The organism is Rhizobium yanglingense (assembly GCF_977109285.1).
On record NZ_CDSAWY010000005.1, the window covers coordinates 1,400,090 to 1,416,070 of the forward strand.

The 15,981-nt window shown below is 60.0% G+C and carries 10 protein-coding genes and 7 pseudogenes; 7 read left to right on the forward strand and 10 right to left on the reverse strand.

What is annotated here, in order from left to right:
* Positions 1-4 precede the first annotated feature (4 nt).
* The 3 genes and pseudogenes from ACW4PC_RS16590 to dapD form a co-directional block, all read right to left on the reverse strand.
* A pseudogene (locus ACW4PC_RS16590) lies at positions 5-604 on the reverse strand (hypothetical protein).
* Positions 553-1,791 (reverse strand): annotated as a pseudogene (dapE, locus tag ACW4PC_RS16595) (succinyl-diaminopimelate desuccinylase). The pseudogenes ACW4PC_RS16590 and dapE overlap by 52 nt, the downstream one beginning before the upstream one ends.
* Before the next feature lie 111 nt (positions 1,792-1,902).
* Positions 1,903-2,763: a 2,3,4,5-tetrahydropyridine-2,6-dicarboxylate N-succinyltransferase gene (gene dapD / locus ACW4PC_RS16600; protein WP_455874483.1), complete on the reverse strand. Its 861-nt coding sequence runs from the start codon at positions 2,761-2,763 to the stop codon at positions 1,903-1,905.
* A gap of 193 nt (positions 2,764-2,956) precedes the next feature.
* Here dapD and ACW4PC_RS16605 point away from each other — a divergent pair.
* Positions 2,957-3,824, forward strand: a pseudogene (locus ACW4PC_RS16605) (LOG family protein).
* Between the two features lie 48 nt (positions 3,825-3,872).
* Here ACW4PC_RS16605 and ACW4PC_RS16610 read toward each other — a convergent pair.
* Both ACW4PC_RS16610 and ACW4PC_RS16615 read right to left on the reverse strand, forming a co-directional pair.
* Positions 3,873-4,528: pseudogene (locus ACW4PC_RS16610) on the reverse strand (calcium-binding protein).
* A gap of 110 nt (positions 4,529-4,638) precedes the next feature.
* A pseudogene (locus tag ACW4PC_RS16615) lies at positions 4,639-5,347 on the reverse strand (pyrimidine 5'-nucleotidase).
* A gap of 97 nt (positions 5,348-5,444) precedes the next feature.
* Between ACW4PC_RS16615 and ACW4PC_RS16620 the strand changes: the two are divergent.
* Together ACW4PC_RS16620 and ACW4PC_RS16625 are read left to right on the forward strand one after the other, a co-directional pair.
* A complete protein-coding gene (locus ACW4PC_RS16620; protein ID WP_455874484.1) occupies positions 5,445-6,509 on the forward strand; it encodes a bifunctional transcriptional activator/DNA repair enzyme AdaA in 1,065 nt (354 codons plus the stop codon).
* Between the two features lie 12 nt (positions 6,510-6,521).
* Positions 6,522-7,302: pseudogene (locus tag ACW4PC_RS16625) on the forward strand (isocitrate lyase/PEP mutase family protein).
* Position 7,303: 1 nt separating this feature from the next.
* Here ACW4PC_RS16625 and argB read toward each other — a convergent pair.
* A complete protein-coding gene (argB, locus tag ACW4PC_RS16630) occupies positions 7,304-8,191 on the reverse strand; it encodes an acetylglutamate kinase (RefSeq protein WP_455874485.1) in 888 nt (295 codons plus the stop codon).
* Between the two features lie 146 nt (positions 8,192-8,337).
* Here argB and ACW4PC_RS16635 point away from each other — a divergent pair, with 146 nt between their 5' ends.
* The 3 genes from ACW4PC_RS16635 to ACW4PC_RS16645 all read left to right on the forward strand — a co-directional run bounded on the left by ACW4PC_RS16635 (position 8,338) and on the right by ACW4PC_RS16645 (position 10,262).
* On the forward strand, positions 8,338-8,877 hold the full coding sequence (locus ACW4PC_RS16635) for a sigma-70 family RNA polymerase sigma factor (protein ID WP_455874486.1): 540 nt from the start codon (positions 8,338-8,340) through the stop codon (positions 8,875-8,877).
* Positions 8,874-9,596 carry an anti-sigma factor gene (locus ACW4PC_RS16640; RefSeq protein ID WP_455874487.1) on the forward strand — a complete coding sequence of 241 codons (723 nt, stop codon included), beginning with the start codon at positions 8,874-8,876 and terminating at the stop codon, positions 9,594-9,596. Before ACW4PC_RS16635 ends, ACW4PC_RS16640 begins: the two co-directional genes overlap by 4 nt.
* Before the next feature lie 108 nt (positions 9,597-9,704).
* Positions 9,705-10,262, forward strand: a complete 558-nt coding sequence (locus ACW4PC_RS16645; RefSeq protein WP_455874488.1) for a fasciclin domain-containing protein — start codon at positions 9,705-9,707, stop codon at positions 10,260-10,262.
* Positions 10,263-10,307: 45 nt separating this feature from the next.
* On the opposite strand, the gene yihA is transcribed toward ACW4PC_RS16645, so the two are convergent.
* From yihA to rpmH, 4 genes and pseudogenes are all read right to left on the reverse strand, one after another.
* Positions 10,308-10,964 (reverse strand): ribosome biogenesis GTP-binding protein YihA/YsxC, encoded by a 657-nt coding sequence (gene yihA, locus ACW4PC_RS16650; RefSeq protein WP_022713523.1) that lies wholly within the window; start codon positions 10,962-10,964, stop codon positions 10,308-10,310.
* A 143-nt stretch (positions 10,965-11,107) separates the two neighbouring features.
* Positions 11,108-12,896, reverse strand: a pseudogene (gene yidC, locus ACW4PC_RS16655) (membrane protein insertase YidC).
* Complete coding sequence (gene rnpA / locus ACW4PC_RS16660; protein WP_455874489.1) at positions 12,896-13,294, reverse strand: ribonuclease P protein component; 399 nt, start codon at positions 13,292-13,294, stop codon at positions 12,896-12,898. The pseudogene yidC and the gene rnpA overlap by 1 nt, the downstream one beginning before the upstream one ends.
* 21 nt (positions 13,295-13,315) lie before the next feature.
* On the reverse strand, positions 13,316-13,450 hold the full coding sequence (rpmH, locus tag ACW4PC_RS16665) for a 50S ribosomal protein L34 (RefSeq protein ID WP_016552555.1): 135 nt from the start codon (positions 13,448-13,450) through the stop codon (positions 13,316-13,318).
* A 451-nt stretch (positions 13,451-13,901) separates the two neighbouring features.
* On the opposite strand from rpmH, the gene ACW4PC_RS16670 reads away from it, so the two are divergent.
* Complete coding sequence (locus ACW4PC_RS16670; RefSeq protein ID WP_455874490.1) at positions 13,902-15,899, forward strand: methyl-accepting chemotaxis protein; 1,998 nt, start codon at positions 13,902-13,904, stop codon at positions 15,897-15,899.
* Positions 15,900-15,981: the final 82 nt, after the last annotated feature.

The window sequence follows — 15,981 nt, forward strand, 5'->3', positions numbered from 1 at the left end:
TGATCTAAACCGGATAAATGCCGAGGAAGCGCTGGAGATATTCGGCGAGGATCACGGCCGGCACCGAGCAGTGCCAGCGTCAGCGCCCCGGCCATCAGCCCGTGGCCGTGAAAGATCATCCGCAGAATGCGCTTGCAAGCATGAAGATCTGCGCCATCATGAAGACCAGAAGCAGGATCGACACGACGCTGATGGCGCCGGGAATGAAGAAGACCAGCGCCAGCAGCAGGCCGTTGATATAGGAAAGCGGCACGCCGAGCCAGTTGATGCTGACGACCACGGCGGCAAAGCGATCGCCCATGCGGAAGGCAAACAGCAACAGTCCTGCAAACACCAGCGGCACGAACCAATTGGCGATTTCGACCAGGCCCAAACGGAAATAGAAGGGAAGGCCGACTTCGACATGCGGCGGCATCGACTGCAGGAAGGCCTGACGCCACCAGAGCCACGAAATGCCCATCGGTGGCAGGCACCAGGCCATCGCCCAGAAGGAGCGGTTGACGCCGCGGTCCGACATATCGAGAAACCGGAAGCCCCGCGTGTCCATGCGGATCAGCAGCCACAAACCCGACAGATAGTATTGAACCTCCCTAAGCCCCGGCATTTGCGGAACCATCGCTCGATGAAGGTTTCGTAGATCTGCGTCAGCGTTTCGAGATCGGAAACAGCAACGCGTTCGTCGACCATGTGCATGGTCTGTCCGACGAGGCCGAATCGACGACCGGGCAATAGTCCTTGATGAAGCGCGCGTCCGACGTGCCGCCGGTGGTCGAAAGCTTCGGCGCCTTGCCGGCAATGCTTCGACGGCAGAGGAAAGTGATGCAATCAGTGCGTCGTTGCGGGTGAGGAAGACATGGCCTCGGACGATCGGCCCAGGCAATGTCATATCTTACCGCCTCGCGGCCGGGCGCGCAGGGCGCCATTCTTGGCGGCGCGCTTCAAGACGGCGGAGGATTTCCGCCTGCAGCGTGTCGACCGTCCAGGTGTCGTTGAAGCGGATGTTGAAGCTTGCCGCTGGCCTTCGGCCGGAATGACGTTGGTGGCCGGATTGCCGACATCGATGGTCGTCACCTCGAGGTTCGACGGCTGGAAGTTTTCGGTGCCGTTGTCGAACCGGGGATCGCATCAGCGCGCTCGTCGAGCTGCAGCATGCCGCGCACCGGATTGTCCGCCAGATGCGGATAGGCGGCGTGGCCCTGAACACCGTGGACAGTGATCCTGCCGGACAGCGAGCCGCGCCGGCCGATCTTGATCATGTCGCCGAGGGCATCCGGATTGGTCGGCTCGCCGACCAGGCAGGCATCCCAGCGCTCGCCGCGTTCTGCCGCGCCATTGCAGGAGCTTGATGCGTGCCGTTGATGGCAGGACCCTCCTCGTCGCCGGTGATCAGCAAGGAAATCGAGCCCTTCGGATTGCCGTGTTTCTCAACGTACCGGGAAACGGCTGCCACGAAGCATGCGATCCCGCCCTTCATGTCGACTGCACCACGACCGAAGAGTTCGCCGCCTGAAATTTCCGCGGCGAAGGGGATGCGTCCAGGCGGCTTCGTCGCCGACCGGCACGACGTCCGTGTGTCCCGGCAAACATTAGGTGCGGGCCATCACTGCCCAGGCGGGCGTAGAGGTTTTCGATGTCGGGCGTGCCGGCTTCCGTCGCCTTCACCTTGTCCACCTTAAAGCCAAGCGGCGAAAGCATGGCGTCGAGCGCAGAAAGTGCGCCGCCTTCGGCAGGCGTCACGGAGGGGCAGCGGATGAGTGTCTGGAGATTGGCGACGGGATCGGTGGCGGTCATGAGGGTCGAATTATCCGGCGGGAATGGCAAAGACATGGCAAGGCGGCGAACCGCCTCGCTGAAAAGAACGCCGTTTGTTTACCGGATCGGGATCCGGCTGTCACTGAAAGCTTAGTCGCGCAGCAATTCATTGATGCCGGTCTTCGAGCGGGTCTGCTCGTCGACGCGCTTGACGATGACGGCGCAATAGAGATGCGGTGCCGGTTGGCCGTTTGCCATGGTCTTGTTGCCGCTCGACATCGAACCGGCAACGACAACGGAGTAGGGCGGCACTTCGCCATACATGACGTCGCCGGTGGCCCGATCGACGATCTTGGTTGACTTGCCGATATAGACGCCCATGCCGAGAACTGAACCCTCGCGGATGATGCAGCCTTCGACGACTTCCGATCGGGCGCCGATGAAGCAGTTGTCTTCGATGATCGTCGGGCCGGCCTGCATCGGTTCCAGCACGCCGCCGATGCCAACGCCGCCGGAAAGATGCACATGCTTGCCGATCTGTGCGCAGGAGCCGACCGTCGCCCAAGTGTCGACCATCGTGCCTTCACCGACATAGGCACCGAGATTGACGAAGGAAGGCATCAGGACGACGTTCTTGGCGATATAGGCCGAGCGGCGGACGACGCAGTTCGGAACGGCCCGGAAGCCCGCGGCGCGATACTGGTTCTCGCCCCAGCCTTCGAACTTGGAAGGTACCTTGTCCCACCAGGTGGAATTGCCGGAGCCGCCCTTGACGACTTCCATGTCGTTCAGGCGGAAGGAAAGCAGTACGGCTTTCTTGAGCCACTGATTGACCGTCCAGACGCCTTCGGCGCCGCGCTCGGCGACGCGAGCCTTGCCACCGTCGAGAAGCTCGAGCGCTGCTTCCACGGCTTCGCGAACTTCGCCTTTCGTCGACGCGTTCACGTTGTCGCGGTTGTCGAAGGCAGCTTCGATGGTCTTTTCGAGGGATGCGAGATCGGTGGCGCTCATGAGAATTCCTTAAACTTCGAGCCTTATCCTGAAGACTAAGAAGTCTCCGGGAATTGTGATCGGCGGGATGCGATCTGCTCTATCGCATGAGCGGCTAAAATGGAATGATTTTTCGAACGAGATCGTTTCTGTATTCAAGGCGTTATAGACAGACCCGGCAAGTGTTGCCGGCATTTTTGAAGGGCATTCTGAAATGGCGAAGGGAAAAAACGGCAAGCTCAGGCGCAAGGACGGAGTCTCGGGCTCCGCTGAAGTCGAGCGAGATCGACAGGCATCGTGCACTCGCCGTACCGAAGACGCCGCAAACGCTTTCTCCTTCCTATCGCTTGGCCTATTCCGACGACGACTTTCTCTGCCGCGAAGAACTGCGGCCGATCCGTCTCCAGCTTGAACTTTTGAAGGTTGAGATGATGTTGACGGAACGCGGCATCAAATCCACCGTCGTCATGTTCGGCGGCGCGCGTATTCCGGCCCCCGGTCAGAGCGCATGGGCCGCCCGCAACGACATGCAGCGTGCCAATCTGGAGGCGGCGTCCATCTATTATGACGAAGCGCGCAAGTTCGCCCGGCTCTGCTCGAAATATTCCGCTGGTTTCGATTTCCATGAATATGTGATCGTCACCGGCGGCGGCCCGGGCGTCATGGAGGCGGGCAACCGCGGCGCAGCCGACGAAGGCGCGCCCTCGATCGGCCTCAATATCGTGCTGCCTCACGAGCAGGCCCCGAACGCCTATGTGACGCCGGAGCTCAGCTTCAACTTCCACTACTTCGCGATCCGCAAGATGCATTTCATGGTACGCGCGAAAGCGATTGCGGTGTTCCCGGGCGGCTTTGGAACCCTCGACGAATTCTTCGAATGCCTGACGTTGATCCAGACGGGACGCATGGAAAAGATGCCGCTCATTCTCTTCGGCGAGAAGTTCTGGCGAAGCATCGTCAATTTCGACGCACTTGCCGAATTCGGGACGATCGCGCCTGACGACGTGAAGCTGATCAGCTTCGTCGATACGGCAGCTGCCGCATGGAAGATCATCCAGGATTTCTATGAGCATCAGGAATAGAAAACCGGCCGCGATGTGCGACGGGGCCTACTAGCGGTAAGTCCTTGCTTACAGGAACGGCCGATTAGGCATGTCATCGATCGAGATCGCGCCGTCCTTGTTGCGATCCATGCGGATGAAAAACTTGTCGAAGGCTGCCTCGGCTTCCTGCTTGGAGATCTGGCCGTTCTCGTCGGCGTCCATGCGGCGCATCATCGACGTAAACATCATCCTGCCCCACCGTCACGCATCTCCCAGCGCTTGTCGCCGTGGCCGCAATCGGCGCCGCCGCGGTCATGCTCGGCGCGCTTCGATATCTTCGGCCGGCCACCGTTGTCGGCCGTCTGCGGAGCGTTGGGCACGGCGCCGTCATTGGTACCCAATTGGTCATCCGGTGCGTTGGGGTCCTCCATTTGGGCTTCATGGTGCTTGCGGATTTCGCCCGGTGTCAGCGCCCCGTCGTCGTTCGTATCGATCGCGGCAAAAACCTTCTCGATGCCGTCCTGGGCTTCCTGTTTGGAAATCTGGCCGTCCTTGTTGGTGTCGAACTGCTTCAACATGCGCACAAAGGCAACCTCGCGCATTGCTCCAGCGCGCATACCGTCGCCCGTCATCTGGCGCGGCGGTTGGCGGGCCCCGTCGCCTGGAGCGGCAAAACTGGCGCCGGCTGCAGCACCGATCATGACGGAGGAAAGTGCGATCACGATCAGCTTGTTCCGAGACATCGTATTTCCTTTCGGGTTCGCAATCTCGCTGGGGATCGCGCTCGAAAGGTAGGACCGATGCGTCAATCTGACCAATTAGACATCGGCAAGGTGAATGAAATCTTCGTAATCTAGTCCACGACCCTTGCCAGAAACGCAGCCAGATCGTCGGTGACGAAATCGATATGGTCCTCGTCGCCGCTCGTTTGTTCCCACCATTCGACGACGGTTTCCTCAAGATTGTTCGGCACAAGCAGCACAGTCTGCATTCCGAGCGCCTTTGGAACCACAAGGTTGCGCGGCAGGTCCTCGAACATGGCCGCCCTGTCGGTTTCGACTCGTTTCAGTGCCATGAACTTGTCATAGGTAACCTGCGCCGGCTTCGGCACGAATATCGGCGGCGACGATGTCGAAGATGTCGTCGAAATGTTCGAGAATGCCGAGTGCACCGGCCGTCATTTCGGCATGTTTGACGCTGCCGTTGGTGAAGATGAACTTGCGGCCCGGAAGTGCCTTGATCGCCGCACCCAATTCGGGCTGAGCCGTGAGGCTCGAATAGTCGATGGCATGGGCCTTTTCCAGAAATTCGTTCGGGTCGACGCCGTGATGGATCATCAGACCCTGCAGCGTCGTGCCGTGATCGAGATAATATTGCTTCTGTAGCTTGCGCGCCTCGTCCCGCTCCATCTGGAGAAGCGCCGAGACATAGGCGGTCATGTTTTTGTCGATCTGCGCGAAGAGATTGACGTGATGCGGATAAAGCGTGTTGTCGAGGTCGAAGACCCATTCGGTCACATGCGCAAAATCGGCTTTGGTCGGAGTGCGATCTATCTTGGTCATGGCGGCGTTATGGCATGGGCCAAGGAAATTGCCGAACAAAAAAATAGACGCCCGATTTTCGACGGACGCAAAAGGGAAGGGATGATAAAAGGCTCTCATGCTTTTCGATCTTCCCAATGAAGACACGCTTTATGATGCGCTGATCGCCCGGAGCTCCGATTACGAGGGGCTTGCTTATGTCTGTGTGAGAACGACCGGCGTTTTCTGCCGGTTGACCTGCCCCGCACGCAAGCCGAAACGGGAGAACACGCTGTTCTACGATTCCATCGCCACCTGCATGCAGTCCGGCTTCCGGCCCTGCCGGCGCTGCAAGCCGCTGGAACAGGCGGGCAAGGAACCGATCGTCGACGAGCTGCTGGAAGCGCTCGACTGCGCTCCGGCGACGCGCTGGACCGAGGATGATCTGGTCCGCAAGGGTTACGAACCCTCCACCGTGCGGCGCGCTTTCAAACGATCGCTGGGCATGACTTTCCTCGACATCGCCCGCTCCCGCCGACTCGGCGAGGCAGCAAGGCAGCTTGCGAGCGGCGCCCGCGTCATCGATGTCCAGCTGGATGCAGGTTACGAGTCGGGCAGCGGGTTTCGCGCCGCGTTTCAGCGGTTGATCGGCAAGGCGCCTGCCATGTCGCAGAACCGCGAGCTGCTCTTTGCAGACTGGTTTGAAACGCCGCTCGGGCCGATGGTCGCGGTGGCCGATCAGACGCATCTGCATCTTCTGGAGTTCCACGATCGGAAGGCGCTTCAGGCTGAGCTTGAAAACCTGCAGCGCAAGACACGCTCCTCGGTTGCCGCCGGGAGAACGCCCGCGATCGAACAGATCGATGCCGAGCTGCGAGCCTATTTCGACGGCCAATCCGCGAACTTCAAAACCCCTTTGGCGCTCGCAAACAGCACCGCCTTCGAGCGGGCGGTCTGGGCGAAGCTTCGGGAAATTCCTGTGGGAGAACGACGCGCTTATGGTGATCTGGCCAGGGAAATGGAAAACCCGAAGCTGGTACGCGCGGTCGGCCGCGCCAACGGCGCAAACCAGCTTGCCATCGTCATCCCCTGCCATCGCGTGGTCGGCGCAGACGGATCACTGACCGGTTATGGTGGCGGGCTCTGGCGCAAGCAATGGCTTTTGAGGCACGAAGGAAAAATGCGGCCCAAAGGGGCTGTTTGAGGAGGACGTTCCATGAACCAGGCGGAAAAGGCGAAGGCGTTCGGCGCATTGCATCAGAAGGGCAATCCGGTCGTCCTCTATAATATTTGGGATGCTGGCACGGGGAAGGCTGTCAGCGACGCAGGCGCCAAGGCACTGGCGACCGGCAGCTGGTCGGTTGCTGCGGCGCAAGGCTATGCGGACGGCGAAAAAATCCCGCTGGAAGCGCTTGTCGCAACGGTGCGGTCGATCACTGCGGCCAACGACTTGCCTCTCTCGGTCGATTTCGAGGGCGCCTATTCGACCGAGAAAGCGGGAGCCGCTGCCAACGCCGCCAGGCTGATTGATGCAGGCGCCGTCGGCATCAATTTCGAGGACCAGGTGGTTGGCGGCAGCGGGCTGCATCCGATCGATAAGCAGGCGCGCACGCATCCGCGCCATCCGCGAGATGGCCGAGGCTAAGGGCATTCCGTTCTTCATCAATGCCCGCACCGACCTGTTCCTCAAGTTCTCCGATCCCGACCGGCATGTTCCGCTGGTGGATGAGGCGATCGAGCGGGCAGCCGCCTATGCGGAGGCTGGCGCCAGTGGCTTTTTTGCGCCGGGATTGTCGAACCAGGACCTGATCCGCCGAGTGTGCGAAGCGGTTACGTTGCCGGTCAACATCATGATGCGGCAAGGCGTGCCGGATGTGAAGACGTTGGCAAAGCTCGGGGTCGGCCGTGTCAGTTATGGGCCGGGACCCTACCGCGCAATGATGGAAAAGCTGAAGGAGGCAGCCGAGGCGGTCTTCGCCGCCGCGGGCCAAGCTTGAATCACGGAACGATCAGCGTTCCGGCGCCGTGTTCGGTGAAGATTTCGAGCAGCACGGAATGGGCCGTCTTGCCGTTCAGGATGACGACGCCCTGGACGCCGGCCTTGATCGCGTCGATGCAGGTTTCGACCTTCGGGATCATGCCGCCGGAAATCGTGCCGTCGGCGATCAGCGCGTGCGCCTGCGAAACCGAGAGCTCCTTGATGAGGTCGCCCTGCTTGTCGAGCACGCCGGGAACGTCCGTCAGGAAGAGCAGGCGCGTGGCGTTCAGTGCGCCAGCGATAGCGCCTGCGAAGGTGTCGGCATTGATGTTGTAGGTCGCGCCGTCGCGGCCGGGCGCGACCGGGGCGATGACCGGGATCATTTCCGAACGGGCGAGCAGGTCGAGCAGCGTACGGTCGACTTCGACGACCTCGCCGACGAAGCCGAGATCGAGCACGCGCTCGATGTTCGAATCCGGGTCCTTGATCTTTTTCTGCGCCTTTTCGGCAAAGACCATGTTGCCGTCCTTGCCGCAAAGCCCGATCGCCCATTCGCCCGTCTGGTTGATGAGTGCCACGATCTCCTTGTTGATGGAGCCGGCAAGCACCATCTCGACGATCTCGACGGTCTTGGCGTCGGTGACGCGAAGACCGCCTTCGAACTTCGATTCGATGCCCATCTTCGTCAACATCGCGCCGATCTGTGGACCGCCGCCGTGGACGACGATCGGATTGACGCCGGATTGCTTCAAAAGCGCAATGTCGCTGGCGAAAGCCTTGCCGAGCTCGGGATTGCCCATAGCATGGCCGCCGTATTTGACGACTATCGTCTTGTTCTCGTAACGCTGCATGAAAGGCAGCGCCTGTGCGAGAAGGCGTGCTTGGGTTTCGCTTTCGGACTGGTTCATGGCATACCCCGCAGAATAGATCGCGGCCTTTTATCTCAAGTTCTTGACAGATGGAATAATGCCCTGCGCATTAGTTGCTGTGCCTCTTGTCAATTTGAGCCGGCCGCCGTTTATTGGCATCGTGTCAAAGACAGATGGGCCGCGGCATGACGAGCGAGGAAATCGCGCATTTGATAAGCCGCATCGCCATGGCCGACCGGAAGGCTTTCGCCGATCTCTACAAGGCGACGAGCCCGAAACTTTTCTCCATATGCCTGCGTATCCTGAACGATCGTATCGAAGCCGAGGAGGCGTTGCAGGAGGTTTATACAAAGGTCTGGCAGCGCTCCGGGGCCTTCGTGGCCAACCAGGGTACGCCGTCCTCCTGGCTCGCGGCGATTGCCCGCAACCAGGCGATCGATACGATGCGGGCGCGAAAGCCTATCGCCGACGAGTTGAACGGTGAATACAATCTTCCCGATCCTGGCCTCGACCCGGAAAAGCAGGCCGTGTTGTCTGATGAAGGAAGGCGGATTGACACCTGCATGGAAGAGTTGGAAGCTGATCGGGCGCAGGCGGTGAAAAAAGCCTATGTCGAAGGACTGAGCTATCAGGAACTTGCCGATCAGTTTGGCGTTCGGCTGAACACCATGCGGACATGGCTGCGGCGCAGCCTTTTGAAGCTGAGAGAGTGCATGGAGCGATGACATCGCCGGATCAAAGCAAGGGAGGCCGCTCCCGTGATGAAGTGCTCGCCGGCGAGTACGTGCTTGGTGTTCTTTCGTTTCAGGATCGCCGGGTGGTCGAGGAGCGCATGCGCCGGGACCGCCAGTTTGCCGCAATCGTCAGCCGCTGGGAAACGAACCTCTCTGCTTTCAACGACGAGTATGAAGTGACCGCGAGCCCGGGCCGGGAGACCTTCAAGCAGATCGAGGCACGCCTTTTCGGCGAACCGGAGCTTTCGCGGTCCTTTTCGCGCGGCCTTTGGAATTCCGCCGTCTTCTGGCGCTCGCTGACCTTCGCTTCGCTAGTCGTTGCGATCGGAGCCATAATTTTCGCCTCCGGCAACGTTCCACCGCCGAAAGGTCAATCGCTACTGGTTGCCGAATTGTCGTCCGCCGACAGCCAGGTCAATCTGCTTGCCTCTTACGACGTACAAAGCGGCCGCGTCCGCATCGTTCCTGTTGCGGCGGGCGGGGCTGAGAAAAAATCACTGGAGCTCTGGCTGGTGCCGGGAAGCGGCGCTCCAAAGTCGCTCGGCATTTTCCAGCCGGATGAAGATGGCGAGCTTGTCATTCCTGCCGATCTGCGCGGCGGCATTGCCGACGGTACGACGCTCGCCGTCAGCCTCGAGCCTTTTGGCGGTTCGACGACCGGCGCACCGACCGGACCGGTCGTCGCCAGTGGCACCACGCATCGCCGCTAAAAAATTGTCTCCTCTGAAACTCTTTCTGCATCGCCTCGTACATCTCGGTGTCCGGGCCGGCCGAGGCATTCCGCACGCGAACCGGCGCCGGACGTGAGGAGGATGATCATGATGAAGCCAGCTTTGCGCACCATTGCGCTTGCCACCGCCGGATCCGCAATCGCTTTTGCTGTGCAGGCCGCCAACCCCATTGTGGGTGGCGCTCCGATGTTCCCGACGAAGAACATCATCGACAATGCCGTCAACTCGAAGGACCACACCACGCTGGTCGCGGCGGTGAAGGCCGGCGGGCTTGTCGGCACGCTCGAAGGCAAAGGTCCGTTCACGGTTTTCGCACCGACGAACGAGGCTTTCGCCGCCCTGCCGAAGGGCACGGTCGAGACGCTTCTCAAGCCGGAAAACAAGGCCACGCTCGTCAAGGTGCTGACCTGCCACGTGGTTGCAGCAGATGCGATGGCGAAGGCCGTCGCCAAAATGATCAAGGACGATGGCGGCGAGCACGACATCAAGACAGTGGGCGGCTGCGTGCTGAAAGCCAAGGAAAGCATGGGCAAGATCACGCTGACCGATGAAATGGGAGGCACGGCACGTGTGACGATCGCCGACGTCAAGCAGTCGAACGGCGTAATCCATGTCGTCGACAAGGTGCTTCTGCCTAAGACGTGATGGATCTAAGGACGAAGGAGGGGAGGCGCCTGCGGGCGCCTCCCTTCAATTCCAGTTCTTGATCTCGACCGTTTCGGCAATGGCTTGGCGCAACTCATCCAATCCCTCGCTCTTCTCGGAAGAGGTGGCAATAACGAATGGGAAGGCCGCTGGACGCTTTTTGATCTTCTCTGCCGTTTCCGCGAGCAGCTTGGCGACCGCGGGCGGCTTGATCTTGTCGGTTTTGGTGAGAACAATCTGGTAGGAAACCGCGGCCTTGTCGAGCAGGCTCAGAACGTCGTCGTCGTTCTTCTTGATTCCATGGCGGCTGTCGATAAGCACGTAGACGCGCTTCAGCGTAGCGCGGCCGCGCAGATAATCGAACACGAGTTTCGTCCAGGCGTCGACCTGGTCTTTTGGCGCCTGCGCATAACCGTAGCCTGGCATATCGACGAGCGCCATCGGCGGCAGGTCGCCGCCTTCGCCGGAATAACCCTCGGGAACGAAGTAGTTCAGCTCCTGCGTCCGGCCCGGCGTATTCGAGGTACGCGCCAGTCCCTTATGTCCGACAAGCGCATTGATGAGCGACGACTTGCCGACATTCGAGCGCCCGGCGAATGCCACTTCCAGCGGCCCTTCCGGTGGCAGGAACTTCATGGAAGGCACGCCACGGATGAAGATCCACGGCCGCCCGAAGAGTGGCTTTTCGTTGTTTTGCGTCATTCCGCTTTTCCAGCGCGTCCCAATCCATTGCGCATAAGGGATTCAGGTTTCGCATGATTTTGTCAACCAACGGTCGCCGATCGGCCCTCATTGAAAACAGGTTGCCGAAAAGAAAAAGCCCCGCCGAAGCGAGGCTTCCTCATTCACTTCGATGGCGCCGGTTTTCGCCGGAACAAGCCCTTGAGATTGTCGAAGAGCTCGATCTTCACACCGTGGCGGCGCATGATTACCCCCTGCTGAATAACGGAGAGTGTATTGTTCCAGGCCCAGTAGATGACGAGGCCGGCCGGGAAGCTTGCCAGCATGAAGGTAAAGACCAGCGGCATCCAGTTGAAGATCATCGCTTGCGTTGGGTCGGGCGGCGTCGGGTTCATGCGCATCTGCACGAACATCGTCACACCCATTATCAGCGGCCATACGCCGAGATGGAGGAGAGCGGGCGCTTCGAAGGGGAGCAGGCCGAAGAGGTTGACGATCGTGGTCGGATCGGGGGCCGAGAGGTCCTGAATCCAGCCGAAGAACGGCGCGTGCCGCATTTCGATCGTGATGTAGATGACCTTGTAGAGCGCGAAGAAGACCGGAATCTGCAAGGCGATCGGCCAGCAGCCGGCAATCGGATTGATCTTCTCTTCCTTGTAGAGCTGCATCATCGCCTGCTGCAGGCCCATTCGGTCGTCGCCGAATTTGGCTTTGAGCTCTTCCATCTTCGGCTGCACGCGCTTCATGTTCGCCATCGAGGCGTACTGCTTGCTGGCGAGCGGGAAGAACAGCCCCTTGACGACGATCGTCGTCAGCAGGATCGCGACACCGAAATTGCCGAAGTAGCGGAAGAAGAAATCCATCAGCTTGAACATCGGCTTGGTGATGAAATAGAACCAGCCCCAGTCGATCAGGCGGTCGAAGCGCGGGATCTGGTAGGAGGCCTCGTAGCCGTCGATGACCGGAACTTCCTTGGCGCCGGCAAAGACGAGGTTCTTGAGTTCGATCGACTGTCCGGGAGCAACCGTTACGGCGTCTTCCTTATAGTCGGCCTGATAGCGTGGCTGGCCATCGGTGAAATGCGAGAAGCGAGCCTCATAGGCCGATTTCTGCGGCGGCACGATCGTTGCGGCCCAGTACTTGTCGGTGATGCCAAGCCAGCCGCCGGTGGACTTGGCGGGCGTGACGGCTTCCTCCTCGACAGCAGAGTACTTGCTCTCGACCAGGCCGTCGCCAATGACGCCGATGAAGCCCTCGTGCAGGACGTAGACGGAGGGCGTCGTCGGCTTGTTGTAGCGGGTAACGCGCCCGTAGGACGAAATGGCAGCCGGAGTGCTTCCGCTGTTCGTCACCTTGTCCGTGACGGTGAACATGTAGCGGTCGTCGACCGAAATCGTACGCGCAAAGGTCAGGCCCTTGTCATTGGTATAGGTCAGCGTCACCGGTGACTTGTCGGTGAGCTTGGCGCCTTCCGGCGCCGTCCATACGGTCGACGGACCGGGAACTGCTCCGGTCTGGTCGGTGCCGATATAGCCGAGTTCGGTGAAGTAGCCGTCCTTGGTGTCAGCCGGCGAGAAAAGCGTAATGATTCGGGCTGCTCTTGTCGACCGTCTCGTGATAACCTTTGAGCTTCAGGTCGTCGAGGCGGGCACCTGCCAGGTTGACGGAGCCAGAGAGCGCGTCCGTGTCGATGGCGATGCGCGGCGCCTTTGCAAGCGCTTCCTCGCGCGTTGCGGTCGCGGCGGCCTGGCCGGTCGGCGCGGCGCCACTTGTGTGCGGTGCGGGCTGGCCGCCTGCAGGAGCCTGTGTCTGCTCGCTCTGCTGCTGCGCTTTCTGGGCTTCCTGCGCCTTGCGCTGAGCCTCGATGCGCGGGTTCATGTAAAGAAACTGCCAGCCGAGAACGATCAGCACCGAGAGAGCGATCGCAATGAAATAATTGCGGTTGTTTTGCATCATACGTTCCTGGGGCGTCCGTCGGAGGATCGCCTGTGTTTCGGCTTGTTTGCGACGCGTGCCTTAAGCTCCGCGCTCAATTCCTTGAAGGACGCCGTCAGGCAGTCTCTTCGCGCGACAACCACATAGTCGTGTCCGGGCTGCATTGCAAACCCCACATGAAGCCGCACCGCCTCTTTGAGTCGGCGGCGCATGCGGTTCCGTTCGACCGCGTTGCCATGCTTTTTTGTGACGGTGAAGCCGACGCGGGCTTCGGTTTCGGGCTCTTTCCGGTCGAGAACCTCGAGCAGGAAGAGGCCACCCTTGCGCTTTTCGCCGTTGCGGACAGCAAGAAACTGCGGGCGGCTTTTCAACCGCCCTGCAGTGTTTTTTTCAGTGGTCGTCAATTCGCCCGCCATCTGTTATCGGGCAATCCGGCCTTAGGCCGAAAGACGCTTGCGGCCACGCGCGCGGCGGGCAACGATGACCTTGCGGCCGCCCTTGGTAGCCATACGCGCACGGAAACCGTGGCGGCGCTTGCGGACAAGCTTCGATGGTTGGTAGGTACGCTTCATTTATTTAAACACCGCGGAGTGCGGCCCTTCTTGAATTTGCATATTGCAAGGAGCGTTGTTTTTCGAACGGGCGAGGCCAAAGACCGAAGTGACCGAACGTGCGGCGGCTTATACGGATGAAGCCTCAAGAAGTCAATTATCGCCCAGTGATTCATCGGTCAGCCGTTTAAGACTGCAAAAATTCGCATTATGGTGTTAACTATTGCGTCCAACACGTCGACAGGTTGAATTTTGCTGGTTTTGTCTTGATGGGCATGCCATCGGTGATGTTTTTACTCAGGTTTATGCAATTTTTGCGAATAATGCCGTCGCTGGCGGATAATATGGGTAATTTTTTGTAGTACTAAACCATCGCATTCGAAATGTAACATTAAGACATTTAGCCGATCTTCATTCTATCGGCTGGGAATTTGCTTTCCAGACTGTCGTTAGTCCCTCAGGAGGCATTCCGTTGAAAATCCGCGGCAAGATCAATTTGCTCGTTTCCGTTATGGCAGCTGTCGCCCTTGTTATTGGCGCAACCGCACTTGTTGCCATGAACGAGTACAACAACAAATTCAGCGCCTATAAGAGTGCCTCACAGCGTGCCTATGCTGGCGAGCGGCTCAACCGCTTCGTGACAGCGACAGTAATGGAAGCCCGCGGCATCTACGCGGCGAAGGAAATCAAGGATACCGGCAACTTCGCCAAGGGACTGATGGCGGACCTCGACGAGATCGACAAGGTCATCGCCGGATGGACGCCGCTCGTTCCCGAGAGCCAGAAGGAAAGTTTCGGAAAGCTCGTCGAGCGCGCCAAGGAATTCCGCGCCTTCCGCACCGAAACGGCCCGTCTCGGCACTGAAGTCGGACCGGCAGCCGCCAACACCCAAGGCAACAATGAAGCCAACCGCGCGAACCGAAAGGCCTTCCAGGCCGAGATCGATGCGATCGTAAAAACCGACAAGGCCGAGCTGCAGGCCGTCGATGCCGAGATCGAAGCCTTCCGTGCTTCGCTGTTCTGGCTCGTGCTTGCCATTGCCGGCGTCGGCATTTCGACAGGTGTCGGCATGGGCGTTTACATCGGCACCAATCATCTCAGCCGTCCGATCAAGCGCGTAACGACCGCCATCAATGAAGTCGCCAACGGCAATTTCGACGCGGATGTGCCCTATGCCGGCCGTAAGGACGAGATCGGCGAGATGGCCGCCGCCGTCGCCGTCTTCAAGGAAAACGGCTTGGCCATCAAGCGCCTGCATGCGCAGGAAGCGGCCATGCGCACCAAGAGCGACGACCTGCAGTCGAGTATGTCTGTGGTGGTCGCTGCCGCGGCTGCTGGTGATTTCAGCCGCCGTATAGAGAAGGACTATGAGGACGAGAACCTCAATCAGTTCGCAGGCAATATCAACACGCTGCTTTCCAGCGTCGATGCCGGCGTCGGCGAAACCCGCCGCGTCATTGCAAGTCTTGCGGATGGCGATCTGACCCAGACCATGCACGGCGACTTCCAGGGTGCCTTCGCCGAGTTGCAGCAGAACGTCAACAACACGTTCCAGACGCTGCAGACGACCATGCTCGAGATCCGCGAGACCACCGAAGCGATCAACGGCAACACCAACGAGCTCCGCGTTGCCAGTGACGATCTCTCCAGGCGCACGGAACAGCAGGCGGCAGCCCTCGAGCAGACCTCCGCAGCTCTCGACGAGATCACGGCCGTCGTGCAGAATTCGACGGAACGGGCGCAGGAAGCCAGCATCATGGTCTCGGAAGCGAAGGATGATGCCGGCCGCTCCGGCGTCGTCGTTCGTAACGCGGTCGATGCCATGGGCCGCATCGAGCAGGCATCGCGCGAAATCAGCCAGATCATCAACGTAATCGACGAGATTGCTTTCCAGACCAACCTTCTCGCACTGAACGCCGGCGTCGAGGCGGCACGCGCCGGGGAAGCAGGCAAAGGCTTTGCCGTCGTCGCGCAGGAGGTTCGCGAGCTCGCCCAGCGCTCGGCAACGGCCGCAAAGGACATCAAGGCGCTCATCACCAAGTCCGGCGATGAGGTTCACGTCGGTGTGAAGCTGGTGCAGGCAACCGGCGAGGCGCTTGGCGAGATCGAAACCCGCGTCATCGCGATCAACGATCACATTCACTCGATCGCGACGGCGGCCAAGGAGCAATCGACCGGCCTCAAGGAGGTCAACACCGCCATAAACCAGATGGACCAGGTGACGCAGCAGAATGCGGCGATGGTCGAGGAAACCTCGGCTGCGACGCACAAACTCTCCGCAGAAGCCGACGGTCTCGTCAATCTTATTGCCCATTTCAGGATTTCGAATGCTTTTGCAGCGCCGCTCGCCGTTGCCCGCCGCGAAGAACACCGTCCTGTCGCCTCGCCGGCGCGCCGCGTGATGAAGACCGTCTCGCGGGCCTTCAACGGCAACGCGGCGGTTGCCGCGCAGAATTGGGAAGAATTCTGAGTATCGTCGACAGTCAGAAAACGCCGCTTCCGGGCGGCGTTTTCTTTTGTGACGGCTTGCCGTCGCTCGCGAAGATTTGAAA